This window comes from Streptomyces sp. CB03238 (assembly GCF_002099185.1).
GTDB lineage: Bacteria > Actinomycetota > Actinomycetes > Streptomycetales > Streptomycetaceae > Streptomyces.
Genome location: NZ_NBCN01000003.1, coordinates 238,505 through 263,558 on the forward strand (window position 1 = coordinate 238,505; position 25,054 = coordinate 263,558).

23 protein-coding genes are annotated in these 25,054 nt (G+C 72.6%); 9 read left to right on the forward strand and 14 right to left on the reverse strand.

Features of this window, described 5'->3' with window-relative positions; genetic code table 11:
* Nucleotides 1-325: 325 nt before the first annotated feature.
* Nucleotides 326-1,585 (reverse strand): geranylgeranyl reductase family protein, encoded by a 1,260-nt coding sequence (locus tag BKD26_RS06095; RefSeq protein ID WP_084896565.1) that lies wholly within the window; start codon nucleotides 1,583-1,585, stop codon nucleotides 326-328.
* A 124-nt stretch (nucleotides 1,586-1,709) separates the two neighbouring features.
* On the opposite strand from BKD26_RS06095, the gene BKD26_RS06100 reads away from it, so the two are divergent.
* Nucleotides 1,710-3,095 (forward strand): dipeptidase, encoded by a 1,386-nt coding sequence (locus BKD26_RS06100; RefSeq protein ID WP_084896567.1) that lies wholly within the window; start codon nucleotides 1,710-1,712, stop codon nucleotides 3,093-3,095.
* Nucleotides 3,096-3,163: 68 nt separating this feature from the next.
* Nucleotides 3,164-3,898: an MBL fold metallo-hydrolase gene (locus BKD26_RS06105; RefSeq protein ID WP_241518558.1), complete on the forward strand. Its 735-nt coding sequence runs from the start codon at nucleotides 3,164-3,166 to the stop codon at nucleotides 3,896-3,898.
* A gap of 41 nt (nucleotides 3,899-3,939) precedes the next feature.
* On the opposite strand, the gene BKD26_RS06110 is transcribed toward BKD26_RS06105, so the two are convergent.
* A complete protein-coding gene (locus BKD26_RS06110; RefSeq protein WP_084896569.1) occupies nucleotides 3,940-4,980 on the reverse strand; it encodes an NUDIX domain-containing protein in 1,041 nt (346 codons plus the stop codon).
* A 230-nt stretch (nucleotides 4,981-5,210) separates the two neighbouring features.
* On the opposite strand from BKD26_RS06110, the gene BKD26_RS06115 reads away from it, so the two are divergent.
* Entirely contained in the window at nucleotides 5,211-5,405 is a 195-nt protein-coding gene (locus tag BKD26_RS06115) for a hypothetical protein (protein WP_084896991.1), read from the forward strand.
* 230 nt (nucleotides 5,406-5,635) lie between these two features.
* Here BKD26_RS06115 and BKD26_RS06120 read toward each other — a convergent pair whose 3' ends face one another.
* Nucleotides 5,636-6,598: an ROK family protein gene (locus BKD26_RS06120; protein WP_084896571.1), complete on the reverse strand. Its 963-nt coding sequence runs from the start codon at nucleotides 6,596-6,598 to the stop codon at nucleotides 5,636-5,638.
* Between the two features lie 253 nt (nucleotides 6,599-6,851).
* Here BKD26_RS06120 and BKD26_RS06125 point away from each other — a divergent pair, with 253 nt between their 5' ends.
* Nucleotides 6,852-7,832, forward strand: a complete 981-nt coding sequence (locus BKD26_RS06125) for a LacI family DNA-binding transcriptional regulator (protein ID WP_241518569.1) — start codon at nucleotides 6,852-6,854, stop codon at nucleotides 7,830-7,832.
* A 7-nt stretch (nucleotides 7,833-7,839) separates the two neighbouring features.
* On the opposite strand, the gene BKD26_RS06130 is transcribed toward BKD26_RS06125, so the two are convergent.
* The 6 genes from BKD26_RS06130 to BKD26_RS06155 form a co-directional block, all read right to left on the reverse strand.
* The gene (locus BKD26_RS06130) at nucleotides 7,840-9,570 is read right to left on the reverse strand and encodes a serine/threonine-protein kinase (protein WP_084896576.1); all 1,731 of its coding nucleotides are present in this window, start codon (nucleotides 9,568-9,570) and stop codon (nucleotides 7,840-7,842) included.
* 84 nt (nucleotides 9,571-9,654) lie between these two features.
* On the reverse strand, nucleotides 9,655-10,944 hold the full coding sequence (locus BKD26_RS06135; protein ID WP_084896578.1) for an aldolase/citrate lyase family protein: 1,290 nt from the start codon (nucleotides 10,942-10,944) through the stop codon (nucleotides 9,655-9,657).
* Between the two features lie 153 nt (nucleotides 10,945-11,097).
* The gene (locus tag BKD26_RS06140) at nucleotides 11,098-12,060 is read right to left on the reverse strand and encodes an electron transfer flavoprotein subunit alpha/FixB family protein (protein ID WP_084896580.1); all 963 of its coding nucleotides are present in this window, start codon (nucleotides 12,058-12,060) and stop codon (nucleotides 11,098-11,100) included.
* Between the two features lie 104 nt (nucleotides 12,061-12,164).
* Complete coding sequence (locus BKD26_RS06145; protein WP_084896582.1) at nucleotides 12,165-12,950, reverse strand: electron transfer flavoprotein subunit beta/FixA family protein; 786 nt, start codon at nucleotides 12,948-12,950, stop codon at nucleotides 12,165-12,167.
* Between the two features lie 201 nt (nucleotides 12,951-13,151).
* Nucleotides 13,152-13,712: a flavin reductase family protein gene (locus BKD26_RS06150; protein ID WP_084896584.1), complete on the reverse strand. Its 561-nt coding sequence runs from the start codon at nucleotides 13,710-13,712 to the stop codon at nucleotides 13,152-13,154.
* Between the two features lie 199 nt (nucleotides 13,713-13,911).
* Entirely contained in the window at nucleotides 13,912-14,232 is a 321-nt protein-coding gene (locus tag BKD26_RS06155) for a thioredoxin family protein (RefSeq protein ID WP_084896586.1), read from the reverse strand.
* Between the two features lie 262 nt (nucleotides 14,233-14,494).
* Between BKD26_RS06155 and BKD26_RS06160 the strand changes: the two genes are divergently transcribed.
* Nucleotides 14,495-15,217 carry a lysophospholipid acyltransferase family protein gene (locus BKD26_RS06160; RefSeq protein ID WP_084896588.1) on the forward strand — a complete coding sequence of 241 codons (723 nt, stop codon included), beginning with the start codon at nucleotides 14,495-14,497 and terminating at the stop codon, nucleotides 15,215-15,217.
* 274 nt (nucleotides 15,218-15,491) lie between these two features.
* On the opposite strand, the gene BKD26_RS06165 is transcribed toward BKD26_RS06160, so the two are convergent.
* From BKD26_RS06165 to BKD26_RS06180, 4 genes are all read right to left on the reverse strand, one after another.
* A complete protein-coding gene (locus BKD26_RS06165; protein ID WP_084896590.1) occupies nucleotides 15,492-16,070 on the reverse strand; it encodes a transglutaminase family protein in 579 nt (192 codons plus the stop codon).
* 74 nt (nucleotides 16,071-16,144) lie between these two features.
* The gene (locus BKD26_RS06170) at nucleotides 16,145-17,221 is read right to left on the reverse strand and encodes a low specificity L-threonine aldolase (RefSeq protein WP_084896592.1); all 1,077 of its coding nucleotides are present in this window, start codon (nucleotides 17,219-17,221) and stop codon (nucleotides 16,145-16,147) included.
* Entirely contained in the window at nucleotides 17,218-17,982 is a 765-nt protein-coding gene (locus BKD26_RS06175; protein ID WP_084896594.1) for an SDR family NAD(P)-dependent oxidoreductase, read from the reverse strand. The genes BKD26_RS06170 and BKD26_RS06175 overlap by 4 nt, the downstream gene beginning before the upstream one ends.
* Nucleotides 17,983-18,008: 26 nt before the next feature.
* Nucleotides 18,009-19,448 (reverse strand): DUF6421 family protein, encoded by a 1,440-nt coding sequence (locus tag BKD26_RS06180; protein WP_084896596.1) that lies wholly within the window; start codon nucleotides 19,446-19,448, stop codon nucleotides 18,009-18,011.
* Between the two features lie 126 nt (nucleotides 19,449-19,574).
* Here BKD26_RS06180 and BKD26_RS39705 point away from each other — a divergent pair, with 126 nt between their 5' ends.
* From BKD26_RS39705 to BKD26_RS06190, 3 genes are all read left to right on the forward strand, one after another.
* A complete protein-coding gene (locus BKD26_RS39705) occupies nucleotides 19,575-19,880 on the forward strand; it encodes a hypothetical protein (RefSeq protein WP_143662617.1) in 306 nt (101 codons plus the stop codon).
* Nucleotides 19,881-19,946: 66 nt separating this feature from the next.
* A complete protein-coding gene (locus BKD26_RS06185) occupies nucleotides 19,947-20,630 on the forward strand; it encodes a glycerophosphodiester phosphodiesterase family protein (RefSeq protein WP_084896992.1) in 684 nt (227 codons plus the stop codon).
* A 172-nt stretch (nucleotides 20,631-20,802) separates the two neighbouring features.
* Entirely contained in the window at nucleotides 20,803-23,505 is a 2,703-nt protein-coding gene (locus BKD26_RS06190; protein WP_084896598.1) for an ATP-dependent Clp protease ATP-binding subunit, read from the forward strand.
* A 98-nt stretch (nucleotides 23,506-23,603) separates the two neighbouring features.
* Here BKD26_RS06190 and BKD26_RS06195 read toward each other — a convergent pair whose 3' ends face one another.
* Entirely contained in the window at nucleotides 23,604-24,155 is a 552-nt protein-coding gene (locus BKD26_RS06195) for a GNAT family N-acetyltransferase (RefSeq protein WP_084896600.1), read from the reverse strand.
* A 140-nt stretch (nucleotides 24,156-24,295) separates the two neighbouring features.
* Between BKD26_RS06195 and BKD26_RS06200 the strand changes: the two genes are divergently transcribed.
* On the forward strand, nucleotides 24,296-24,856 hold the full coding sequence (locus BKD26_RS06200) for a DUF5134 domain-containing protein (protein ID WP_084896602.1): 561 nt from the start codon (nucleotides 24,296-24,298) through the stop codon (nucleotides 24,854-24,856).
* Nucleotides 24,857-25,054 lie beyond the last annotated feature (198 nt).

The window sequence follows — 25,054 nt, forward strand, 5'->3', positions numbered from 1 at the left end:
CAAGCGTGCAGCCGGCGCCTGGCGGCGAGGGCGGCGGCCTGCGTCCTACGGCCTTGGGGCGAGCCGGCGGCCTTGCGGGGCGAGCCTGCGGGCCGGCGTCCGGGCGCGAGACCGGCGGCCTGCGAGCCCAGCGGCCTGGGTCGGGGGCCGGCGAGCCACCGCCGACCGCCCCCGCGGCCGGCGCCGGTGAACCAGTGGTCTGCGGGCCTCCCGCCAGCCACCCAACCGCCCGGCCGCCCAGGCACCCATCCGCCCGGTCGCCGCCCAGCCGGCCGCCCAGCCGCCGGCGCGCTCGAAGCGGTCCAGTGGGCGGGGGCGGCAGGCCCTACAGGCGGCGGTCCAGGGCATCCAGTGCCCGGCGGGCGACGGACGAGCTGCGGACGAGGCCCCCCAGGGTCGTGACCCCGCGGGTGATGTCCGTGAACGCCCGCCACGCCGGGCGGAAGCCGGTGATCGTCGCGTGAAGCAGCCCCGGCCGCTTCTCGAACAGGGCGAGCATCCGCCGCCCGACCGCCATCTCCACGCCCAGCCCCGCCTTGATGGCGAACGCGTAGTTCAGCGCCTGGCGCCGCGCGTCCACGGCGTCGTTCGCCTCGGCGATCCGTACCGCCCACTCCCCCGCCAGCCGCCCGGAACGCAGCGCGAAGGAGATGCCCTCGCGGGTCCACGGCTCCAGCAGCCCGGCCGCGTCGCCGCACACCAGCACCCGCCCGCGCGACAGTGGCGAGTCGTCGCTGCGGCACCGCGTCAGGTGCCCCGACGAGATGGCGGGCTCGAACCCGGCGAGCCCGAGCCGGGCGATGAAGTCCTCCAAGTACCGCTTCGTGGCCGACCCCTCGCCCCGCGCCGAGATCACGCCCACGGTCAGCGTGTCGCCCTTGGGGAACACCCACCCGTAACTGCCCGGCATCGGCCCCCAGTCGATGAGCACCCGCCCCGCCCAGTCCTCCGCGACCGTCTGCGGAACCGGGATCTCCGCCTCCAGGCCGAGGTCGACCTGGTCCAGCTTGACCCCGACATGCGCGCCTATCCGGCTGGCACTGCCGTCCGCGCCGACGACCGCCCGCGCGAGCACGACCTCGCCGTCGGCCAGCACGACCGCGACCGTACGCCGGTCCGGCACCGCCGTGCCGTGCTGCTCCACGCGCGACACCGTCACGCCCGTACGCAGTTCGGCGCCCGCCTTCTGCGCCTGCTCGACCAGGCCCGCGTCGAACTCGGGCCGGTTGAGCAGCCCGAAGAGCATCCGCTTCGAGCGCCGCGTCCGGGCGAAACGGCCGTTCAGGGAGAACGTGACGGCGTGCACACGGTCGCGCAACGGCAGTTCGAAGCCCGGCGGCAGGGCGTCGCGCGACGGGCCGATGATGCCGCCGCCGCACGTCTTGTAGCGCGGCAGTTCCGCCTTCTCCAGCACCAGCACCCGGCGGCCCGCGACGGCCGCCGCGTAGGCCGCGGACGCTCCCGCCGGCCCCGCGCCGACCACGACGACATCCCACACCGGCGCGGAGTTCTCGTTACCGGCGTCTGCGTTCTCGCTGCTCACGATGTGCTTCTGCTCCTGATCCCGACGCGACCCATGGCCCATGCTTGTGATCGCATCCTACGGCGCGGGCCGCCGACACCCGTTGTGGGAGGATCGGACTCGCGTTCGCCGTACGCACATGACACACCACGTCAGTCCTCACGTCGCACCCACCAGGAGCGTGCCCATGACCGCCCACCCGACCCGGCCGATCCCGCCGATCGCCGAGACCGTCGCCTCCCTGATGCCCCGCGCGAAGGCGGAGCTCGCGGAACTGGTGGCGTTCCAGTCGGTGGCGGACCCGGCTCAGTTCCCGCCGAGCGAGTGCCGGGCCGCGGCGGCCTGGGTGGCGGACGCGCTGCGGGCGGAGGACTTCCAGGACGTGTCGGTGCTCGACACCCCGGACGGTTCGCAGTCGGTGTACGGCTACCTCCCTGGACCCGAGGGCGCGCCGACGGTGCTGCTGTACGCGCACTACGACGTGCAGCCGCCGCTCGACCTGGCCGGCTGGGTCACCCCGCCGTTCGAGCTGACCGAGCGGGAGGACGGCCGCTGGTACGGGCGGGGTGCCGCCGACTGCAAGGGCGGCTTCATCATGCACCTGCTCGCGCTGCGCGCCCTCAAGGCGAACGGCGGGATACCGGTCGGCGTCAAGGTGATCGTCGAGGGTTCGGAGGAGCAGGGTACGGGCGGCCTGGAGCGGTACGCGGAGGCGCACCCCGAGCTGCTCGCCGCGGACGCGATCGTGATCGGTGACGCCGGGAACTTCCGGGCGGGTCTGCCGACCGTCACGGCGACGCTGCGCGGGATGACGATGGTGCGGGTCACGGTGGACACGCTGCAGGGCAACCTGCACTCGGGGCTGTTCGGCGGGGCCGCGCCGGACGCGCTGGCGGCGCTCATCCGCGTACTGGACTCGCTGCGGGGCGAGGACGGTTCGACCACGGTCGACGGGCTGGTGGCCGAGGGTGAGTGGCAGGGCCTGCAGTACCCGGAGGAGGACTTCCGCGGGGACGCCAAGGTGCTCGACGGGGTGGGGCTGATCGGTCATGGCTCGGTCGGCGACCGGCTGTGGGCGCGCCCGGCCGTCACGGTCATGGGCATCGACTGCCCGCCGGTCGTCGGCGCCACGCCGTCCGTCCAGGCCGGCGCCCGCGCTCTGATCAGCCTGCGGGTGCCGCCGGGCCAGGACGCCGCCGAGGCGACGAAGCTGCTGACCGCGCACCTGGAGGCGCACACGCCGTGGGGCGCGCGGGTGTCGGTGGAGCAGGTGGGACAGGGCCAGCCGTTCCGCGCGGACGTCACGAGCCCGGCGTACACGTCGATGGCGGAGGCGCTGCGGGCGGCGTACCCGGGTCAGGAGATGCAGGTCGCGGGTATGGGCGGGTCGATCCCGCTGTGCAACACGCTGGCGGCGCTCTACCCGGACACCGAGATCCTGCTGATCGGTCTGAGCGAGCCGGAGGCGCAGATCCACGCGGTGAACGAGAGCGTGTCGCCGGACGAGCTGGAGCGCATGTCGGTCGCGGAGGCGCTGTTCCTGGCGAACTACGCGGCTTCCGGGCGGGGTTGAGCCGAGAGCGGATCTGCTCACGGCAGAGGGGGCGGCGGCGGACGGGCGCCGGTGCGTACGTTCGCGGCATGACCATGAACGTGGATGTCATCGACGTACGGCCGCCCCGGCTGCTCATGCTCCGTTTCCCGATCGGCCAGGCGTATCTGTGGTGCGACGGGGACGGCGACGACCTGACCCTGATCGACGCGGGGTGGGCGGGCGCGGCGCCGCAGATCGAGGCGGCGGTACGGAGCCGGCGCCTCCGCCCGGAGAACCTGCGCCGCATCGTGCTCACCCACGGCCACCGCGACCATGTGGGTGCGGCGGGTGAGCTGGCCGAACGGTACGGGGCCGAGGTGCTGGCGCACGCCCTGGACGCGCCGGTCGTCCGCGGCGAGGCGCCGGTCCCCGACCCCGTCCTGCTCGACTGGGAGGTGCCGCTGTACGAGCACGGGCTGACGGTTCCGGTGGCGCCGCCGACGCGGGTGGACCGCGAGCTGGGGGACGGGGACGAGCTGGGTTTCGGCGACGGGGCGCGGGTGGTGCACACGCCGGGTCACACGGACGGTTCGATCGCGGTCCACCTGCCGCGCCACGGCGTGCTGTTCACCGGCGACACGGTGGCGTCGGTCGGGCAGGTGGCGCTGGGCGTGTTCCACGTGGACCGGGAGCGGGCCGAGGCGTCGATGCGGCGGCTGGCCGCGCTGGCACCGGAGACGGTGTGTTTCGGCCACGGGGACCCGCTGACGCGGGACGCGGCGGCGGTGCTGCGGGCGGCGGCGGACCGGGACGCCGCCGTCGCCACGACCGTACGGCCGTAGGGAGCCACCACCGCTCCACGCGAGACCGTGGCGTGCGCGCCTCAGCCGACCGGAACGCCGGCCTCGAGGTTCAGCACGGTGCCGCGTTCGCGGGCGCGCAGGGCCCAGCGGAGCCGTTCGTAACGGACCGGGGGCAGCATCCCGGACGCCTCGCCCTCGGTGACGAACCGCCAGCCGCGCAGCTCGGCGCCCGGCAGCAGGACGCGCCGGGCCTGGGCGGCGGTGAGCCGGCCGCCGTCGAAGAGGAACCGGAGGCCGCCGTAGCCGGGCGGCCGGGGCGGTTCCCAGTCGACGAGCAGGAGCCTGGGCACGGCGTCCAGTTCGAGCCCTATCTCCTCGGCGACCTCCCGCATCCCGGCGCGGGCGGGCGGTTCGCCGCGTTCGACGACCCCGCCGGGGAACTCCCAGCCGGGCTTGTAGGTGGGGTCGACGAGCAGCACGCGGTCCTGCTCGTCGAAGAGGAGGACCCCGGCGGCGAGGGTCTCGCCGGTCGGCTCCGGCGTCTGCACGATCCCGCACGCGCCGGCCGCCCCGCTGCGTACCGCCTCGGCGATGGCCCGGGCGGTCTCGGACGGGGTGAGGCGGCTGTTGTCGACGGCGTGGGCGTCTGTGGCCAGCCAGCCGCCGAGCGCCGCGCGGTACGGCTCGATGTGGTCGTACGCCCATTGCCGGACCCGCTCGTTGCCCTCCGGGTCGTCCTCGAGGTCCTCGCGAGCGGCGATACGTCCGCGCAGTATCGTTTCATCCGGCGTCAGAAGCACATGGTGTACGGCGATGCGACGGGAGGCGAGCCCGCCGAAGATCTCGTCGCGGTACTCCTGGCGCAGCAGCGTCATCGGCACCACCAGCACCCCGCCGACCTCGGCGAGCATCGCGGCGGCGGCGTCCACGACCATGCGCCGCCACATCGGCAGGTCCTGGTAGTCGGCCACCTCGGCGAGCCGCTTCTGCGGCAGCAGGTAACGCAGCGCCCCACCGATGATCTCGGGGTCGTAGACGGTGCTGTTCGGGATCAGATCGATCAGCTCGCGCGCGGCACTGGTCTTGCCGGCACCGAACGCACCGTTGATCCAGACGATCACGGTTCCCCCTCCTCCGTAGCCCCCAGTGGCTTGCCCGCAACACCCTGCCACGGAAACCCGCCGGGGTATGCGGGTGGCTGATCGCGCACGGAACTGTGGCCGGGCTGTTGCGCTTTCACGACCTCGGGCGGGGCAACGGAAACGTCTCACTGTACGAAGAGATGCCTGCGCGAGCCGTAACACTCCCGGGCGGGGTGTCGTTGGAGCAGGCGAGGGACAGGGGGTGCGCAATGACACGCACGGTGCTGGAGAGGTTTCCGGCGGGAGGTCCGCGTGGCTCGTGGCCGGCGGAGGAGTTCGCCCGGGCACGCCGGGACGAGGGCCTGGCGGCGGAGGTCGTCATGGACATCGACGCGGACGCGTTCCTCGTGATCGTCCCCCAGCCCCGCCCCCCGAAGCCCCGGGTCCCGGCCCCCACACACTGACGCGCTCCATCGGCCCGTGCGGGACCTCATGAGCGCCGCCCGGCACGGGACGGCCGGCGGCCCCGCACTCCGCCGGGCCCGTCTGCCCGTCGGCCCCATCGGCCCCTGGGCCCCATGGACGCCCGCCCGGCCCGGCGGCCCTGCATTCGCTCAGCCCCGTCGGCCCGTGGGGCTGTAAGGCCGTCGGGCTCCCCGGCACCCGTGCACGTCGGGGGCGGCGTCCCGGCGCGTCAGACGGTGGAGGTGGCCGCCGCGCGGTTGCGGGTGGGCGGGGTGGCCGCGGCGGCGGCGCCGAGGAGGCCGGCGTCCGTGCCGGTGAGGGCCGGGGCGACGGTGAGGCGCTGGACGAAGGAGAGCGTGGCGTAGTCGCGCAGGGACCGCCGCAGCGGGGCGAACAGGACGTCGCCGGCGCCCGCGACTCCGCCGCCGATCACCGCGATGTCGATCTCGACCAGCGTCGCGGTGGCGGCTATCCCGGCCGCCAGCGCCTGGGCGGCGCGTTCGAAGGACGCGGTGGCGACCGGGTCCCCGGCGCGGGCCGAGGCAGCCACCGCGGCGGCCGTGGTGTCGCCGTCGGGCCCGGGGCGCCAGCCGTTCTCCAGGGCGCGGCGGGCGATGTTGGGGCCGCTGGCGATCCGCTCGACGCAGCCGCGCGCCCCGCACGGGCACGGGTCGCCGTCCAGGTCGACGCTGATGTGGCCGATGTGACCGGCGTTGCCGGTCGGACCGGTGTGCAGGCGGCCGCCCAGCACCAGCCCGCCGCCGACGCCGGTGGAGACCACCAGGCACAGCGCGTTGTCGTAGCCGCGGGCGGCGCCCTGCCAGTGCTCGGCCGCCGTCATCGCCACGCCGTCGCCGACCAGCTCCACGGGCAGGCAGCCGCCGGTGGCCCGCCGTACCCGCTCGACGAGGGGATAACCGCGCCACCCGGGTACGTTGACGGGGCTGACCGTGCCCGCCGAGGCGTCCACCGGGCCCGCGCTGCCGATGCCGACGGCGCCGACGCCCGGCCACAGCGGTGACGCCGCGAGCTCGGCGAGGACCGCCTCGACGGCGCCCATCACCGTCTCGCCGTCCTCGCGCGCCGGGGTCGGCCGCTGCACCCGCAGCAGAATGCCGCCGCTGCCGTCCACCAGCGCGCCGGCGATCTTGGTGCCGCCTATGTCCAGCGCGGCGACGAGGTCGGAATGCATCGGTGTCGGATCCCCCGGTGAGAGCGTAAAGGCCCACGAACGACTGGCGGACCAGCGGTTTCGCGGCCTCGTTCAAGAGCGGTTCAAGAACCGTCCACCTCAGTCTCCCCTGCCCTGACAACGTTGTCCAGGCCCTATGCTCGACGCCACAGCCTTGCACACCCACCCGCACGCCGGACGACGAACGACAGGACAGCGCACTGTGGCCGAGACCGCCCGCCACCCCGCCCACCGCTACGGCAACCGGCCGACCATGAAGGACGTGGCCGCCCGCGCGGGCGTCGGGCTCAAGACCGTCTCCCGCGTGGTCAACGGCGAGGCGGGCGTCACGCCCGACACCGAGCGCCGCGTCCAGGAGGCCATCGAGGCGCTCGGCTTCCGCCGCAACGACAGCGCGCGGGTGCTGCGCAAGGGCCGTACGGCCTCCATCGGCCTGGTCCTGGAGGACCTCGCCGACCCGTTCTACGGCCCGCTCAGCCGCGCCGTCGAGGAGGTCGCCCGGGCGCACGGCGCGCTGCTCATCAACGGTTCAAGCGCCGAGGACCCGGACCGAGAGCAGGAGCTGGCCCTGGCACTGTGCGCCCGCCGCGTCGACGGGCTGATCGTGATCCCCGCCGGTACCGACCACCGATACCTGGAGCCGGAGATCCGGGCGGGCGTCGCCACGGTCTTCGTGGACCGCCCGGCCGGGCGGATCGACGCGGACGTGGTGCTGTCCGACAGCTTCGGCGGTGCCCGCGCGGGCGCCGCGCACCTGATCGCGCACGGGCACCGCCGGATCGGTTTCATCGGCGACCAGCCGCGCATCCACACCGCCGTGGAGCGGCTGCGGGGCTACCGCGCGGCGATGGAGGACGCCGACCTGGCGGTGGACGACGCCTGGGTGTCGCTGGGCTCGACGGAACCGGAGCGGGTACGGGAGGCCACGGCCGCGATGCTCTCCGGCCCGGAACCGGTGACGGCGGTCTTCGCGGGCAACAACCGGGTGACGGTGACCGTCGTACGGGAACTGGCCGGGCGGGACCGGCCGGTGGCGTTCGTCGGCTTCGACGACATCGAGCTCGCCGACCTGCTGGGCATCACGGTGATCGCGCAGGACGCCGCCGCGCTGGGGCGCACGGCGGCGGAGCGGCTGTTCCGGCGGCTGGACGGCTTCGACGACGCCCCGGCGCGGACCGTCCTGGACACGGTGCTGATCCCGCGCGGCTCGGGCGAGATCCCGCCGTCCTCCTGAGGAAGGGTCAGCAGACGGGGAGTCCGGGCACCGGCTGGTCGTTGTCGCCGCCCTGGATGTAGACGTCGCTGACGTACACACCGGTGTTGCCGCTGTCGTCGTCGGTCCGGCCCCACCAGACGTTGGTCCACTCGCCGTGGGTCTCCCGGCGGCCGAGGTTCGCCTGGCAGTAGAAGTAGTTGGTGCCCGCGTTGAGGATGCCGGCCTCGCTGCCGTCGGCCCGGTAGGACTTCGCGGTGCGCCAGACCTGGCAGTTGTACTTGCCGCCGCCTATGGAGTGGCAGACGGGCGCGGGCTCGCCCCCGCCGCCGGTCGTTGTCGTGGAGCCGCCGCCCGTACCGGAACCACCGCCGGTGGACCCCGATCCGGAGCCGGAGCCGGAGCCCGAGCCCGGTCCGGAGCCCGATCCCGTCGTGCCCGATGCGCCGCCGGTTCCGGTGGAAGCGCCTCCGTCCGTGCCGCCGCCGGCGGCCGGGGCGGAGGCGCGCGGCTTGTCCGCCGCCGTGGAGGACTTCAAGGGCGCCGGCGCGGAGGCGGACGGCTTGGCGGTGGGCGTCGCGCGTGACGCGGAGGGGACGGGGACGAGCGGGCGGCCCGGCTCCGGGCTCCCGCTGCGGTCGCCCTGCCGACCGGCCAGTTCCTGACCGGTCGGCACCTTGTCGCCGCCCATGAAGGCGTACGTCACGCCTCCCCCGGCCAGCAGAACGGCCACCGCCGCCACCGCGACGAGGACCCTGGCGCGGCTCTTGCGCCGCCCTACGGGGGCTCCGGGAACCGCCTGGGCCGGCGGAGCCGCTGGAGCGGCCGAAGCGACCGGCGCCGCCGGGCCGAAGCCCTGCGGCTGGTGCGGCAGGACGGTCCGCTCGGTCGGTACGTAGCCGGGAGCAGCGGGCCCGGGTTCACGCCCCTCCGCGACCTCCGCCAGGAGCCGCGCCGCACTCGCCGCGTCCGGCCGCCGCGCCGGGTCCTTGTCCATCAGCTGCCGCAGTACGGGTCCGAGGGCGCCCGCCCGCCGCGGTTCGGGCAGCGGGTCGGCGACGATCGCGGTGAGCGTCGACCACGTCGACGTACGCCGGAAGGGCGAGGCGCCCTCGACCGCCGCGTACAGCGTGGCGCCCAGCGCCCAGATGTCGGACGCCGGGGCCGGCTCCTGGCCCTGCGCCCGCTCGGGGGCCAGGTAGTCGAGCGAGCCGACGATCTCGCCGCTGCGCGTGAGGTGGGTGGTGGAGCCGTCACCGGGGTCGTCCATGGCGGCGATGCCGAAGTCGGTGAGGACGACCCGGCCCCCGCGGTCCAGCAGCACGTTGCCGGGCTTGACGTCGCGGTGGAGCACGCCGACCGCATGCGCGGCGTCGAGCGCCTCCAGCACCTTGGCGCCGATGGCGGCGGCCTCGCGCGGGTCCATGACGCCGCGCTCGGCGAGGACGTCGTCCAGGGAGGGCCCGTCGATGAGCTCCATGACGATGACCGGGCGGCCCTGGTGGTCGGCGACGTCGTGGACGGAGATGACCCCGGGGTGGCGCACCCGCGCGGCGGCCCGAGCCTCGCGCTGCATCCGCAGCCGCAGGTCGGCCAGCTCGTGGCCGGAGGAGTCCGTGTACGTACGGAGTTCCTTGAGCGCCACCTCGCGGCCGAGGACCTCGTCGACGGCGCGCCAGACGACGCCCATGCCGCCGCGGCCGAGCTGCCGGATCACCCGGTAGCGCCCGGCGATCAGTTCGTTCTCCCCCGAAGACACCGCTGCCCCGTTCCCTGTGTCGTGTTCCCGTCCGAACGCGTACAGAGTACGGGGCAGCTGTGACAGCGCCCGCAGGCGCTGGGCTTATTGGGCGGTGGCCGTCAGGTCGCCGCGGCGCGGGGCGGCGAAGCCGTCGAGGTCCGCGCGGGTCAGTCCGGTGAGGCGGGCGACCTCGTCGGTGTCGAGGGCGCCGCAGTCGATGCCGCGCAGCAGGTAGGAGCTGAGGGCCTTGGCGGTGGCGGGCTCGTCCATGACGTCGCCGCCGGCGTGGTTGGCGTACGCGGCCAGGCGGGCTGCGGCCTGCTCGAAGCCTTCCCGGTAGAAGGCGAAGACGGCGGCGTACCGGGTCGGCAGGTGGCCGGGGTGCATGTCCCAGCCCTGGTAGTAGGCGCGGGCCAGGGCGCGGCGGGTGAGGCCGTAGTGCAGGCGCCAGGCGTCGTGGACCTTCTCGGTGGTGCCGACCGGCAGGACGTTGGTGGAGCCGTCGGAGACGCGTACGCCGGTGCCGGCGGCGGCGACCTGCATGATCGCCTTGGCGTGGTCGGCGGCCGGGTGGTCGCTGGCCTGGTAGGCGGCGGAGACGCCCAGGCAGGCGCTGTAGTCGAAGGTGCCGTAGTGCAGGCCGGTGGCGCGGCCCTCGGCGGCGTCGATCATGCGGGCGACGGTGGCGGTGCCGTCGGGCGCGAGGATGGCCTGGCTGGTCTCGATCTGGATCTCGAAGCCGAGGCGGCCGGCGTCGAGGCCGTGGGCCTTCTCGAAGGCCTCCAGGAGCCGTACGAAGGCGCTGACCTGCTCGGCGTAGGTGACCTTGGGGAGGGTGAGGACGAGGCCGTCGGGCAGGCCGCCGGCCTCCATCAGGCCGGTGAGGAAGATGTCGGTGGTGCGGATGCCCCGGTCGCGTACGGCGGCCTCCATGCACTTCATGCGGATGCCCATGTACGGGGCGGCCGTGCCCTGCGCGTACGCCTCGGAGATCAGGCGGGCGGCGCGGGCGGCGTCGCTGTCCTCGTCCTTGCCGCCGTACCCGTCCTCGAAGTCGACGCGGAGGTCCTCGATGGGCTCGCGCTCCAGCTTGGCCCGTACGCGCGCGTGGACGTCGTCGGCGAGCTCCTCCGAGAGGCCGAGGACGGCGGCGAGGGAGGCGGCGTCGGGGGCGTGCTCGTCGAGCATGGCGAGGGCCTGGTCGCCCCAGGAGCGGATGGTTCCGGCGTCGAAGGCGTCGCCGGGCACGTACACGGTGTGGACCGGCTGGCGGGTGCCGGGGTCGCCCGGGTAGCGGCGCGCGAGCTCCTCGTCGACCGAGACGAGGGAGGCGCTGATGCCCTCGCTGACCGCGCCGGCGAGGCTCGTTGCCACCTTCTCCTGCTGACCCATTCCCACACCCTCCAGATTTCCACTACACGGAATCAACAATCCGTATGGTGAAGTTAATGGGTGGTCGTGACATGCGTCAATGGTCACCCCAACGGCGCGGGGCCGCGCGGTGGAGTTCACCGCACGGCCCCGGGGGCGGAGAGACGTCGCAGGTCAGCCCTTGCGGGACTTGATCTCCTCGGTCAGCTGCGGCACGACCTGGAAGAGGTCGCCGACCACGCCGTAGTCGACGAGGTCGAAGATCGGGGCCTCGGCGTCCTTGTTGATGGCCACGATGGTCTTCGAGGTCTGCATGCCCGCGCGGTGCTGGATCGCGCCGGAGATGCCGGAGGCGATGTACAGCTGCGGGGAGACCGACTTGCCGGTCTGGCCGACCTGGTTGGAGTGCGGGTACCAGCCGGCGTCCACGGCGGCGCGCGAGGCGCCGACGGCGGCACCGAGGGAGTCGGCGAGGGCCTCGATGATCGCGAAGTTCTCGGCGCCGTTGACACCGCGGCCGCCGGAGACCACGATCGCGGCCTCGGTCAGCTCGGGGCGGCCGGTCGACTCGCGCGGCGTGCGGGAGACGACCTTGGTGCCGGTGGCCTTCTCGGAGAACGAGACGGACAGGGCCTCGACGGCGCCGGCGGCCGGGGCGGCCTCCACGGGGGCCGAGTTCGGCTTGACCGTGATGACCGGGGTGCCCTTGGAGACACGGGACTTGGTGGTGAAGGAGGCGGCGAACGCGGACTGCGTGGCCACCGGGCCCTCGTCGCCGGCCTCGAGGTCGACGGCGTCGGTGATGATGCCGGAGCCGATGCGGACCGCCAGGCGGGCCGCGATCTCCTTGCCCTCGGCGGAGGACGGGACGAGCACGGCGGCGGGCGATACGGCCTCGTACGCGGCCTGGAGCGCGTCCACCTTCGGTACGACGAGGTAGTCGCCGAACTCGGGGGCATCGGCGGTGAGCACCTTGACCGCGCCGTGCTCGGCGAGCGTGGCGGCGGTGGCCTCGGCGCCGGAGCCGAGGGCGACGGCGACCGGCTCGCCGATGCGGCGGGCGAGGGTCAGCAGCTCCAGGGTGGGCTTGCGGACGGCGCCGTCCACGTGGTCGACGTAGACGAGAACTTCAGCCATGGGACTTCAATCTCCTGCGATGCGAAGAGTCTGGGGGCGGTGAGTGGCTCGCGCGAGCCTCAGATGCTGTGCTGGCCCGGGGGCAACCCCCGGACCCCCGGCAACTAGATGAACTTCTGGCTCGCGAGGTACTCGGCCAGCTGCTTGCCGCCCTCGCCCTCGTCCTTGACGATCGTGCCGGCCGTGCGGGCCGGACGCTCCGCCGCCGAGTCGACCGTGGTCCAGGAGCCCTCGAGGCCGACCTCGTCGGCGTCGATCTCCAGGTCCTCCAGGTCCAGGGACTCCACCGGCTTCTTCTTGGCGGCCATGATGCCCTTGAAGGACGGGTAGCGGGCCTCGCCCGACTGGTCCGTCACGGACACGACGGCCGGCAGGGACGCCTCCAGCGCCTCGGACGCGGTGTCGCCGTCACGGCGGCCCTTGACGGTGCCGTCCTCGACGGAGACCTCCGACAGGAGGGTGACCTGCGGGACGCCCAGGCGCTCGGCGAGGATCGCCGGCAGGACGCCCATGGTGCCGTCGGTGGACGCCATGCCGCAGATGACCAGGTCGTAACCGGTCTTCTCGATCGCCTTGGCGAGCACCAGCGAGGTGGCCATGACGTCCGAGCCGTGCAGGTCGTCGTCCTCGACGTGGACGGCCTTGTCGGCGCCCATGGACAGCGCCTTGCGCAGCGCGTCCTTGGCGTCCTCGGGGCCGACGGTCAGCACGGTGATCTCCGCGTCGTCGGCGTCGTCGGCGATCTGCAGCGCCTGCTCGACCGCGTACTCGTCCAGCTCCGACAGCAGGCCGTCGACGTCGTCGCGGTCGACGGTCAGGTCATCGGCGAAGTGCCGGTCGCCGGTGGCGTCGGGCACGTACTTCACACAGACAACGATCCTCAAGCTCACGCCGGCTCTCCTACACATCGTCATAACTGGGCTGCCTTGTTGCACGCAGCATAGGCGCCTGATGGGACGGTTTCCGCTTGGGGCGGTGGACGCCCCTCACGAAATATTACTCGTCAGTACACCCATTGCTTTCCCGGTAAGCAAGCGCTTTGAACTGTGACCTTGCCAACGCTCCGTAACCGGAATCTCCCGGCCGCCGGCTCAGTCGCGCAGAGCGTTGAAGCGGCCCTCGTGGTACAGCAGCGGACGGCCCGCGCCGTCCGGGTCACCGGCGACGACCTCGGCCACCATGAGGCGGTGGTCACCGGCCGGGACACGGGCGACGACCCGGCACACCAGCCAGGCGAGTACGCCGTCGAGCACCGGTACGCCCTCCGGGCCCGCACGCCAGCGGGTCGGCGCGCCGAAGCGGTCCGCGCCACTGCGGGCGAAGGTGGCCGCCAGGTCCCGCTGGTGCTCGCCGAGGATGTGGACGCCGACGTGGTCGGCCTCGGCGAGGACGGGCCAGCTGGAGGAGGAGGTCCCTACGCCGAACGAGATCATCGGGGGTTCGGCGGAGACCGAGGTGAGTGAGGTGGCGGTGAAGCCGACGGGCCGCTCCCCCTGTGCGGTGATCACGGCGACGCCCGCCGCGTGCCGCCGGAAGACGGAGCGGAGCAGGTCGGGCGTGGCGGGCCGGGAAGCCCCGGCGGCACGGGACGCCCCGGCGGCACGGGCAGTTCCAGCGGCATGGGAAGTGGCGAGGTCGGGCGAGACCGTCATGGAAGGGTCCTTCTGCGGATGGCGCGGGGAGGTGATCCGTGGTTGCTCAGACACCCGGACAGCGCGCGCTCGCGTCGCGGGCCAGGTCGGCAGTGGCCCGCCCATGAAGAAGGAGTTCCTGGGTCACGGCGTCAGCCTGACGAGGGATGGCATGCACAGTCAAGGGCGTCCCGGGAAGTGGGAGATGCGTCACGGCTCGTCACATGGCGTGTCCGAGCGCGACGATGACGTCGGCCTTGCGGGGCTGTCCGACCGCCTTGCGGACGATCCGGCCCTCGCGGTCGAGCACCAGCACGGTGGGGGTCTTCACGATCTCCAGCTCGCGTACGAGGCCGAGGTGGAGCTCGGCGTCGATCTCGACGTGGACCACGCCGTCGACCATCGCCGCGACCTCCGCCAGGGTGCGCCGGGTCGCGCGGCACGGCTGGCAGAAGGCGCTGGAGAACTGCACGAGCGTCGCCCGCTCCCCCAGCTCCGCACCCAGCTCGCCCGCACCGAGCGCTCTTCCGTGCACCTGCACCCCGGTCTCCCGTTCTCTCCCGCGTTCTCTTCCGTGATGACGCCGTCAAGGTGCAGCGCGCCGGAGGCGCGCGAGATTCCCGGCACGCCCTTGAAACGCCTCACCGGCGGACGTGACGTGATGAGAATCTCGCTGTCCGGAGTCGTCAGGACTGGCCTGTACGGCGCACATGGTGCACGATCGGCCCAATGCCGGATACCTACGGCTGCGTAACTTCTGGGGGAGAAGCCTCCCCAGGGATTGAAGAAGGGTCTTCTTCCAGATGGCAGAACTCGTCTATCGGCCGGTCATCGGCGCCGCCCTCACGATGTTCAAGGCGCTCGACCTGAAGATCGACACTCAGGGTTCGGAGAACATCCCGCGCACCGGCGGGGCGGTGCTGGTCAGCAACCACATCAGCTATCTGGACTTCATCTTCTCCGGCCTGGCGGCGCTGCCGCAGAAGCGCCTGGTCCGGTTCATGGCCAAGGACTCGGTGTTCCGGCACAAGATCTCCGGTCCGCTGATGCGCGGTATGAAGCACATCCCGGTCGACCGCGAGCAGGGCGAGGCGGCCTACCACCACGCGCTGGAGTCCCTGCGCGCGGGCGAGATCATCGGAGTCTTCCCCGAGGCGACCATCTCGCAGTCGTTCACGCTCAAGAGCTTCAAGTCGGGCGCCGCGCGACTGGCGCAGGAGGCCGGCGTACCGCTGATCCCGATGGCCCTGTGGGGCACCCAGCGGCTGTGGACCAAGGGGCGGCCGCGCAACTTCAAGCGCAGCCACATCCCGGTGACGATCCGGGTGGGCGAGCCGGTGGAGGCGCCGACCGACCAGTACGCGGGCGCGATCACCCGGCGGCTGCGCGAGCGGGTGCAGGAGCTGCTCGAAGCGGCGCAGCGCGCCTACCCCGTACGCCCCAAGGACGCGAGCGACACCTGGTGGGTCCCGGCACACCTCGGGGGCACCGCCCCGACCCCGGCCCAGGTCCGCGAAGCCGGCTGACCGGCATCCCGGCCCCCGACGGGGCTGGACCGCCGCACCGACGCACGCGACCACCCCGGCCACGGCCCGCCCGGCCGGGGTGACCCGGGGGCACGCCGCCACACCGGACGCCACCGACCGTCCCGGACACCGCCCGCCACCCCGGGCGAGCCCCCGCGCCGATACGCCGCCACCCCGGACACGGGCCATCTGCCTCCGGCTGAGCCGACGGCGCGGGGCGCCGCCACCCCGGGCAACGGCCACCCGCCCCCGGCGGGCGGAACTGGTTCGGCTTCTACAGGCCCGTGGGGAGCGTCCTGTCCAGGTGGGGCCGGTCCCGGGCGGCCTTCAGGGCGCCCAGACACGCCGGATGCGGTGCGGCGTACAGCAGCGGGTGGTCCACGTCATCGGACTCAGGCCGTACGGGGAACGCCAGCTGCTCACGGTCGGCCCTGAACTGCGCGTCCACGCCCGGCTTGTTGCCGCGCGGATCCTGCCGCACCCACCCACCCCGACCCGGCAACTTCACCGCGACCAGACCGTGCACCACCTCGAACCGCTGATAGCACAGGGCGGTGGGGATGGACCGGGCGCGCAGCAGCGCCGCCAGCGCGTGAGCCTTGGCGTAACAGATCCCGGTGCGCTGCTCCAGTACGTCGGAGGCGCGCCAGGTGACGCGTGGATCGTCGGCGTCCATCGAATGCGGAATGGTGTCGCGTACGAACTCGAAGGCGGCCTTTGCGTATGAGTATGCGTCACCATGCTCGGCAGCGAGCCGGTTCACGACCTCGCGGACGCGCGGGTGCTCATGGTCGATGACCTCATCTGCCGCCAGATACGCCGACAGTTCAGGGACTTGCTGGATCAGTTCCATGAGCGTTGACCATAGGGATGCGGCCGATCGGAGTCAATCAATTTCCGGTCGACCGCATACCTATGCAGGCACAGTCAGTGCGCCATCTCTCCCTTCAGCGCCAGGACGAACGCGTCCACGTCGTCCTCCGTGGTGTCGAAGGAGCACATCCAGCGCACATCGCCGGCCGCCTCGTCCCAGAAGTAGAACCGGAACCGCTCCTGCAGCCGCCGCGTCACCTCGTGCGGCAGCCGCGCGAACACCGCGTTCGCCTGGACCGGGTAGAGGATCTCCACGCCGTCCACGGCGCGCACGCCCTCCGCGAGCCGCTGCGCCATCGCGTTGGCGTGCCGGGCGTTGCGCAGCCACAAGTCCTTGGCGAGCAGCGCCTCGAACTGCACCGACACGAAACGCATCTTGGAGGCGAGCTGCATCGACATCTTGCGCAGGTGCTTCATATGGCTCACCGCGTCCGGGTTGAGCACGACCACGCACTCGCCCATGAGCATGCCGTTCTTCGTCCCGCCGAACGACAGGACGTCCACGCCGACCGCGTTGGTGAACGCCCGCATCGGTACGTTCAGCGAGGCGGCCGCGTTGGCTATCCGGGCACCGTCGAGGTGCACCTTCATGCCCAGGCCGTGGACGTGCTCGACGATGGCGCGGATCTCGTCGACCGTGTAGACGGTGCCCAGCTCGGTGTTCTGGGTGATCGAGACGACCTGCGGCATGGCGCGGTGCTCGTCGTCCCAGCCGAACGCCTGCCGGTCGATCAGCTCGGGCGTCAGCTTGCCGTCCGGGGTCGGGACGGTCAGCAGCTTCAGCCCGGCCATGCGCTCCGGCGCGCCGCCCTCGTCCACGTTGATGTGCGCGGTCTCGGCACAGATGACCGCGCCCCAGCGGTCGGTCAGCGCCTGGAGGGCGGTGACGTTGGCACCGGTGCCGTTGAACACCGGGTAGGCCTCGGCGGTCGGGCCGAAGTGGCTGTGCATCACCCGCTGGAGGTGCTCGGTGTACACGTCCTCGCCGTAGGAGACCTGGTGGCCTCCGTTGGCGAGGGCGAGGGCGGCGAGGATCTCGGGGTGGGCGCCCGCGTAGTTGTCGCTGGCGAAGCCCCGTACGTTCGGGTCGTGACGGCGCCGCGCATCTGTCCGGGTGGTGCTGGGTGTCACGGCTTGGGGGTCAGCCACAGGCGCTGTCCATTCACTTCCGGGGCGGGCTTGTCCCAGATGCCGGCGATCTCGTCGGCCAGATCCTTGACGTCCGTGAAGCCCGCGAACTTCGCGTTCGGGCGCTCGGCGCGCATGGCGTCGTGCACCAGAGCCTTCACGATCAGGATCGTAGCCGCGGCCTTCGGCCCCTCCTCGCCGCCCGCCTTGCGGAAGGCGTCGCCGAGCGCGAGCGTCCACGCCTCGGCCGCGGCCTTGGAGGCGGCGTACGCGGCGTTCCCGGCGGTCGGCTTGCTGGCGCCCGCCGCGCTGACCAGAACGTAGCGGCCGCGGTCACTGCGCAGCAGCCCGTCGTGGAAGGCGAGCGAGGTGTGCTGGACCGTACGGATCAGCAGCTTCTCCAGCAGGGTCCAGTCGGCGAGGTCGGTCTCGGCGAAGGTGGCGCTGCCGCGCCAGCCGCCGACCAGGTGGACCAGGCCGTCCACCCGGCCGAACTCCTTCTCGGTCTTGTCGGCCCACTCACGGGCCGCGCCGAGGTCGAGCAGGTCGACGGTGTCACCGATGACGGTCGCCCCGCCGTGCGCGTACCGGGCCGCGTCGACCGCCTCGGCGAGCCGCGCCGGGTCCGCGTCGGAGGCGACCACGGTCGCGCCGGCCTCCGCGAGGCGCAGCAGGGCGGCGCGGCCGGCCGCGCCCGCCGCTCCGGCCACCGCGACGACGGCGCCCTCGAGCGGGCCGCCGTTTCCGTTGCCCTTGCCGTTCATGGTCGTCGTCTCCTCCGTACGAGAGCTCACGCGGCGACCCTCTCGGTGGCCTTCTCGCCGGCCTGCTCGGCGGTGATGCCCTTGGCGGTGATCCCCTTGGTGGAGGCAATCACATTCTTCAGCTTCTTGGAGAGGGCCTCATAGAACATGCTCAGCGGAAACTCGTCCGGAAGCACGTCGTCGACGAGCTTGCGGGGCGGCAGGCTCAGGTCGAGGGCGTCGGGGCCCTTGGCCCAGCGCGAGCCGGGGTGCGGGGCGAGGTAGGTGGAGACCAGGTCGTACGCGGCGAACCAGTGGACCAGCTTCGGGCGGTCGATGCCGTCGCGGTACAGCTGCTCGATCTCGCCGCACAGCTGGTTGGTGACCTGCGGGGCGCGCTGCCAGTCGATCTTCAGCGTGTTGTCGGTCCAGCGCAGCACGTCGTGCTTGTGCAGGTACGCGAAGAGGAGCTGGCCGCCGAGGCCGTCGTAGTTGCGGTTGCGGTCGCCGGTGACCGGGAAGCGGAACATCCGGTCGAACAGCACCGCGTACTGGACGTCACGGCCGTGCGGGTTGCCCTCGGCGTCCAGCTTCACGGCCTCCTTGAAGGCGGTGAGGTCGCAGCGCAGCTCCTCCAGGCCGTACATCCAGAACGGCTGGCGCTGCTTGATCATGAAGGGGTCGAACGGCAGGTCGCCGTGGCTGTGGGTGCGGTCGTGGACCATGTCCCAGAGCACGAAGGCCTTCTCGCAGCGCTCCTGGTCGCCGAGCATCTCGCGGATGTCGTCGGGCAGGTCGAGGCCGAGGATGTCCACGGCCGCCTCGGTGACGCGGCGGAAGCGGGCGGCCTCGCGGTCGCAGAAGATGCCGCCCCAGCTGAAGCGCTCGGGGGCCTCGCGCACGGCGATGGTCTCCGGGAAGAGGACGGCCGAGTTGGTGTCGTACCCGGAGGTGAAGTCCTCGAAGGTGATGCCGCAGAAGAGCGGGTTGTCGTAGCGGGTGGCCTCCAGCTCGGCGAGCCACTCCGGCCAGACCATGCGCAGCACGACCGCTTCCAGGTTGCGGTCCGGGTTGCCGTTCTGCGTGTACATCGGGAACAGCACCAGGTGCTGGAGGCCGTCGACCCGGTTGGCGGCGGGCTGGAAGGCCAGCAGCGAGTCCAGGAAGTCCGGCACCGCGAAGCCGCTGTCGGCCCACGTGCGCAGGTCGGCGACGAGCGCCTGGTGGTACGCGGTGTCGTGCGGCAGCAGCGGGGAGAGCTGCTCGACGGCGGCGACGACCCGGTCGAGGGTGGTGTCGACGACCGCCCGGGAGGGCGCGCCCTCGGCGTCGAAGTCGATGGAACCGTCCGCCGACTGCCAGGGGCGGATCTCTTCCACGGCATTCTTGAGCTCGGGCCACGCCGGGTGCTCGACCACCCTGGCGTCCTGCCTGGCGTCGGCGGACATGTCCCCGCCGGCAACGTCCTGCACAAGAATTTCCGTCATCACACTTCCTCCACGGGAGAACCTCGCGTCAAGGCACCGTATCCATGGGTGGTTCTCCGCCACAAGGGGAGCAGGAAGAAATTATCCTGCCGACCCCCACCCTGGCCGCTGTTTTTCCTGTCCGGGGTGAGTGATGCAGCGGCATCCACCGAGCGGCGTCGCCAGTCGGCGGTCGGCGCGTACACCTCCGTCAACACCTCAAAGGCGCGCCCACGCACGGGTGAAAGAGCTCGCGGCGCGCCGGGCGGCACCGGTACGACGGACGGGGTCCTCCTTCCTCATCCGATCCTCCCGGAGCCGTACGCCATGAGCATCCGCGCCGTCCTGGTCGCCGCCCTCCTCACCGGCTTCGTCCTGGGCGTCGCCGCGCCCGGGCCGGATCACTCCCCTTCCCCGCGCGGGACGGGTTCCGTATCGGGCATGGATCGTTAGGCTGCGACGGTGCCGCGGGTGGCACGGCACCGCGCGGCAACCGCCGTCGACGGAAGCGAGAAGATCTTGAGTTTCCTCACCATCGGTCATCGCGGAGTCATGGGTGTCGAACCGGAGAACACCCTGCGGTCCTTCGTCCGCGCGGAGCACGCGGGCATGGACGTCATCGAACTGGACCTGCACCTGAGCAAGGACGGCGCGCTCGTCGTCATGCACGACGCCGACGTGGACCGGACGACCGACGGCACCGGGCCCATCGCCGACAGGACCCTCGCCGAGCTGCGGGAGCTCGACGCCGGGCTCGGCGAGCGCATCCCGGTGTTCGAGGAGGTCCTGGACGCGGTGCGGACACCGCTCCAGGCGGAGATCAAGGACGTGGCGGCCGCCCGGGCGCTGGCCGAGGTGATGCACCGGCGCGACCTGGCCGGGCGGGTGGAGGTGTCGTCCTTCCACGACGAGGCGGTCGCCGAGATCGCCCGGCTGGTGCCGGGAGTGCGGACGGTGCTCATCGCGAGCCACTGGGGCGACGACATCGTGGCGCGAGCGCGCGCCGTGGGCGCCGCCACGCTCGCGCTGAACATCCGCCGGCTCACGCTGGAGACCACGGAGCGGGCGCGCGCGGCGGGGCTGCGGGTCATCGGCTGGGTGGTCAACACGCCCCAGCACCTGCGGCTCGTCCGCGCCCTGGAGCTGGACGGCGCGACCACGGATCACCCTGAGATCCGGCGTACGGGCCGCTTCACGGCCTGACGGACCCGGTTCTGCTCATACGGCTCCGTCCGGCGGCCCGTGCCGGGCGGAGCCGGTGTGTCCCGTTCGTCACAGGTGTAACCGGAATGCGCTCGGGAACCCGCGACCTGGATCCAGCAGGTCTTCTCGTACAGCGTGTCCCGGCCATTCCCGGACACCGGAACGGACGCATATGAGCAGCGGTTTCATGGGTCCGGAGGGTTACGGCTCCGACCCGTTCAGCGAGTTTCTGGCCCGCTTCTTCGGGAGCGGGGCGGGATCGTCGCCCGCGGGTGGGCGGCCCATCCCCCGGTACATCGACATAGGGCGCCTCATGAGCGAGCCCGCGCGCCGGATGGTCGGCGACGCCGCCTCGTACGCGGCCGAACACGGCAGCACGGACCTGGAGACCGAGCACCTGTTGCGGGCGGCCCTGGCCACCGAGCCCACCCGTGACCTGATCGCCCGCGCGGGCGCCGATCCGGACGCCCTGGCCGAGGAGATCGACCGGACGGCCGGCGAGGGCCCGCCGCAGTCCCGGATCGCCGTCACGCCCGCCGTCAAGCGGGCGCTGCTCGACGCCCACGACCTGGCGCGGCACACGGGCGCGTCGTACATCGGTCCCGAGCACGTGCTCGCGGCGCTCGCCTCCAATCCGGATTCGGCGGCGGGGCGGATCCTGAACGCGGCCAAGTTCGACCCGGGCTCCGTGCAGGGCTCCGGCGCCGGGCGCGGCGGGCAGGGCCCGTGGGTGGGTGAAGCCGACCAGCGGCCCGCGCCGCAGCGCGGCACCCCGACGCTGGACAAGTACGGCCGCGACCTGACCGACATGGCCAAGGCGGGCCGTATCGACCCGGTGATCGGCCGGGACCTGGAGATCGAGCAGACCGTGGAGGTGCTGTCCCGGCGCGGCAAGAACAACCCCGTACTGATCGGTGATGCCGGTGTCGGCAAGACGGCCATCGTCGAGGGGCTGGCCCAGCGCATCGCCGAGCACGACGTACCGGACACGCTGCGCGACCGCCGGGTCGTCGCGCTGGACCTGTCCGGCGTCGTCGCCGGCACCCGCTACCGGGGCGACTTCGAGGAGCGGCTGAACAACATCATCGAGGAGATCCGCACCCACTCCGGCGAGCTGATCGTCTTCATCGACGAGCTGCACACGGTCGTCGGTGCGGGCGCGGGCAGCGGCGGCGGCGACAGCGGCTCCATGGACGCGGGCAACATGCTCAAGCCCGCCCTCGCCCGGGGCGAGCTGCACGTCATCGGCGCGACGACCATGGAGGAGTACCGCCGCTACATCGAGAAGGACGCGGCGCTCGCCCGCCGGTTCCAGCCGATCCTGGTGCCCGAGCCGAGCCCGGAGGACGCGCTGGAGATCCTGCGCGGCCTCCAGGACCGCTACGAGGCCCACCACCAGGTCCGCTACACCGACGAGGCGCTGCTGGCCGCCGTCGAGCTGTCCGACCGGTACCTCACCGAGCGGTTCCTGCCCGACAAGGCCATCGACCTGATCGACCAGGCGGGCGCCCGGGTGCGGCTGCGCACGCACACGAACACCGACGTACGGGCGCTGGAGCGGCAGGCGGAGCAGCTGGCCCGGGACAAGGACCAGGCGGTGGCCGCCGAGCAGTACGAGAAGGCGATGGAGCTGCGCGACCGCATCCAGGAGATCACCGAGCGGATCAAGGCGGGGCGCGTCGCACAGCCGGCCGGTGACGGGCCGGCCGTCGAGGTCACCGCGGAGGACATCGCGGAGGTCGTCAGCAGGCAGACCGGCATCCCGGTCAGCAGCCTCACCCAGGAGGAGAAGGACCGGCTCCTGGGCCTGGAGGAGCACCTGCGGCAGCGGGTGATCGGCCAGGACGAGGCCGTGACGGCCGTCGCCGAGGCGGTGCTGCGCTCCCGCGCGGGCCTCGCCGACCCACGGCGCCCGATCGGCAGCTTCCTGTTCCTCGGCCCGACCGGGGTGGGCAAGACGGAGCTCGCGCGGGCGCTGGCGGACGCGCTGTTCGGCAGCGACGAGCGGATGGTGCGCCTGGACATGAGCGAGTTCCAGGAGCGGCACACCGTCAGCCGGCTGGTCGGCGCCCCGCCCGGGTACGTGGGGCACGAGGAGGCCGGGCAGCTCACGGAGGCGGTGCGCCGTCACCCGTACTCGCTGCTCCTGCTGGACGAGGTGGAAAAGGCTCACCCGGACGTGTTCAACATCCTGCTCCAGGTGCTGGACGACGGGCGGCTGACCGACTCGCAGGGCCGTACGGTCGACTTCAAGAACACGGTCATCGTGATGACCAGCAACCTCGGCTCCGAGGCGATCGGTACCGGCCGTGGCCTGGTCGGCTTCGGCGCCACGGGCAGTGGTGCGGAGGGCGAGGCGATGCGGGAGCGGGCGCTGCGGCCGCTGCGCGAGCACTTCCGCCCCGAGTTCCTCAACCGTATCGACGAGATCGTCATCTTCCGGCGCCTCGACGAGGACCAGCTGCGCCGGATCACCGATCTGCTGCTGGAGGAGACGCGGCGGCGGATGCGCGCGCAGCACATCACGGTCGAGTTCGACCCGGACGCCGTCGACTGGATCGCGCAGCGCGGCCACCAGCCGGAGTACGGGGCGCGCCCGCTGCGGCGGACCATCCAGCGCGAGGTCGACAACCGGCTGTCCCGCCTGCTGCTGGACGGCCGCCTGCCGGCGGGCGCGCACGTGCGCGTCACGGTCGGCGACGGCCGGTTGGCGTTCCACACGGACGAGCCGCGTGAGGCGGACAGGCAGGGCGCGCCGCCCGGCGGAGCCGGCACAGTGGGCAAGCCGGGAGCGATGGACCGGCCGCCGGGGACGCCGCGTGAGCCGGGCTCGTCCCTGGGAGACGAACTGGGCGGGCCACCGCCCGCCGCCTAGGGTCCGGGCTCGGGGCCCGTGCCCAGGGGCCGCGCCCGGGGCCCGCGCCCAGGGCCCGCCTGGAACCCGCCGCCCAGGACACGCCCAGAACCCGCCTCCTAGGCCAGGTCCTTGACCAGCAGCTCGAACTGGAGGTCGTCGCGCTGCGGCACGCCGAATCGCTCGTCGCCGTACGGGAACGGCGTCATCCGTCCCGTACGGCGGTAGCCGCGCCGCTCGTACCAGGCGATCAGCTCGTCCCGTACCGAGATCACCGTCATGTGCATTTCGCGTACGCCCCACTCGGCGACGGCGAGCCGCTCCGCCTCCGCCATGACGCGCCGGCCGAGACCCCCGCCCTGGAGACCGGGACGGACCGCGAACATCCCGAAGTACGCGGCGTTCCCGCGGTGTTCGAGCTGGCAGCAGGCGATCGGCTCGCAGCCCCGCTCCACGACAAGGAGGCGGGAGCCGGGCGTGGCGATGACCTCGCGGACGCCGTCGGGGTCCGTGCGCTGCCCCTGGAGGATGTCCGCCTCGGTGGTCCAGCCGACCCTGCTGGAGTCGCCCCGGTATGCCGACTCGACCAGCTCGACGAGCGCCGGTACGTCGGCCTCGGTGGCGTCGCGGTAGGTCAGTTCGTCCGCGCTCCGGGGCGCTGCGGTGTCCATGGCTCTCCTTGAGGCTGGCGGTCCGCCACCGAGCCTAACGCGCCCTGTTCACGCTCCCCCTGTACGCCCCTGCGCTCGCGTGCGCCCTCGCCGGTCCGGGCATCGTCCCAGGAGCCGTCTCGTCGAGGGGGAGGTACGTCGTGCACGGACCTGCGATGTCCGGCTGGCTGCTGGTGGCACTGTGCGTGACGGCCGGTGCGTACTGCCTGGCGCGGATGAGGAGCTGTAGCGGCGCCGAGCGCCGGGCGGCGGTGGACGAGGCGGTGATGGGTTTCGGGATGGCCGCGATGGCGGTGCCCGCGGCGGTGGTGGCGCCGCCGGAGTGGGCGTGGGCGGTGTACGCGGTGGTGTTCGGCGCCGCGTCGGTACGCGCGCTGTGGTCGGCCCGGCGCGGCGCCGGCCACCATGTGCACCACCTGGTGGGCTCGCTGGCCATGGTCTACATGGCGGTGACGATGGCCGGGGGCGGCGGAGGGGCGCACACGGCGCACGGTGCGGCGGGCGGAGTGCCACTGGTGACGGGCCTGCTGCTGGCGTACTACACCGTGTACGTCTTGCGATCGGGTCTGCGACTGGTGCCGGTGGCTGTGGGGGCGTTCGGGCCGGTGGGGGGCGGCGGTTGGGGGACGGGTCCGGAGGTGGCTCTGGCCTGCCGTGTGTCGATGGGCCTGGCCATGGTGGCGATGCTGGTGGCCGTGTGACGGGTGCGGACCCGTTCGTGCCGTGAGTCGACCCGCCCTTTTCCTCTTGTCGGTTCCAGAGGCCTGAGGGGTTCCTTACGCCGGGTAACAAGATGATCAAGCGGCGGATCAATTTGTCCGCTGCTGTGATTCCGTGCGGCCTTGGTGAAGATTATTTGATCTTTTCTTGTGGATCCCGGGTGTGACATCGTCACGGCG

What these genes read in the sequence shown, in the direction of transcription:
- BKD26_RS06095 (WP_084896565.1), bottom strand. Translation starts at nt 1,585, where the DNA reads ATGGGCCATGGGTCGCGTCGGGATCAGGAGCAGAAGCACATCGTGAGC.
- BKD26_RS06100 (WP_084896567.1), top strand. Translation starts at nt 1,710, where the DNA reads ATGACCGCCCACCCGACCCGGCCGATCCCGCCGATCGCCGAGACCGTC.
- BKD26_RS06105 (WP_241518558.1), top strand. Translation starts at nt 3,164, where the DNA reads ATGACCATGAACGTGGATGTCATCGACGTACGGCCGCCCCGGCTGCTC.
- BKD26_RS06115 (WP_084896991.1), top strand. Translation starts at nt 5,211, where the DNA reads ATGACACGCACGGTGCTGGAGAGGTTTCCGGCGGGAGGTCCGCGTGGC.
- BKD26_RS06120 (WP_084896571.1), bottom strand. Translation starts at nt 6,598, where the DNA reads ATGCATTCCGACCTCGTCGCCGCGCTGGACATAGGCGGCACCAAGATC.
- BKD26_RS06125 (WP_241518569.1), top strand. Translation starts at nt 6,852, where the DNA reads ATGAAGGACGTGGCCGCCCGCGCGGGCGTCGGGCTCAAGACCGTCTCC.
- BKD26_RS06135 (WP_084896578.1), bottom strand. Translation starts at nt 10,944, where the DNA reads ATGGGTCAGCAGGAGAAGGTGGCAACGAGCCTCGCCGGCGCGGTCAGC.
- BKD26_RS06140 (WP_084896580.1), bottom strand. Translation starts at nt 12,060, where the DNA reads ATGGCTGAAGTTCTCGTCTACGTCGACCACGTGGACGGCGCCGTCCGC.
- BKD26_RS06150 (WP_084896584.1), bottom strand. Translation starts at nt 13,712, where the DNA reads ATGACGGTCTCGCCCGACCTCGCCACTTCCCATGCCGCTGGAACTGCC.
- BKD26_RS06160 (WP_084896588.1), top strand. Translation starts at nt 14,495, where the DNA reads ATGGCAGAACTCGTCTATCGGCCGGTCATCGGCGCCGCCCTCACGATG.
- BKD26_RS06165 (WP_084896590.1), bottom strand. Translation starts at nt 16,070, where the DNA reads ATGGAACTGATCCAGCAAGTCCCTGAACTGTCGGCGTATCTGGCGGCA.
- BKD26_RS06175 (WP_084896594.1), bottom strand. Translation starts at nt 17,982, where the DNA reads ATGAACGGCAAGGGCAACGGAAACGGCGGCCCGCTCGAGGGCGCCGTC.
- BKD26_RS06180 (WP_084896596.1), bottom strand. Translation starts at nt 19,448, where the DNA reads ATGACGGAAATTCTTGTGCAGGACGTTGCCGGCGGGGACATGTCCGCC.
- BKD26_RS06190 (WP_084896598.1), top strand. Translation starts at nt 20,803, where the DNA reads ATGAGCAGCGGTTTCATGGGTCCGGAGGGTTACGGCTCCGACCCGTTC.
- BKD26_RS06195 (WP_084896600.1), bottom strand. Translation starts at nt 24,155, where the DNA reads ATGGACACCGCAGCGCCCCGGAGCGCGGACGAACTGACCTACCGCGAC.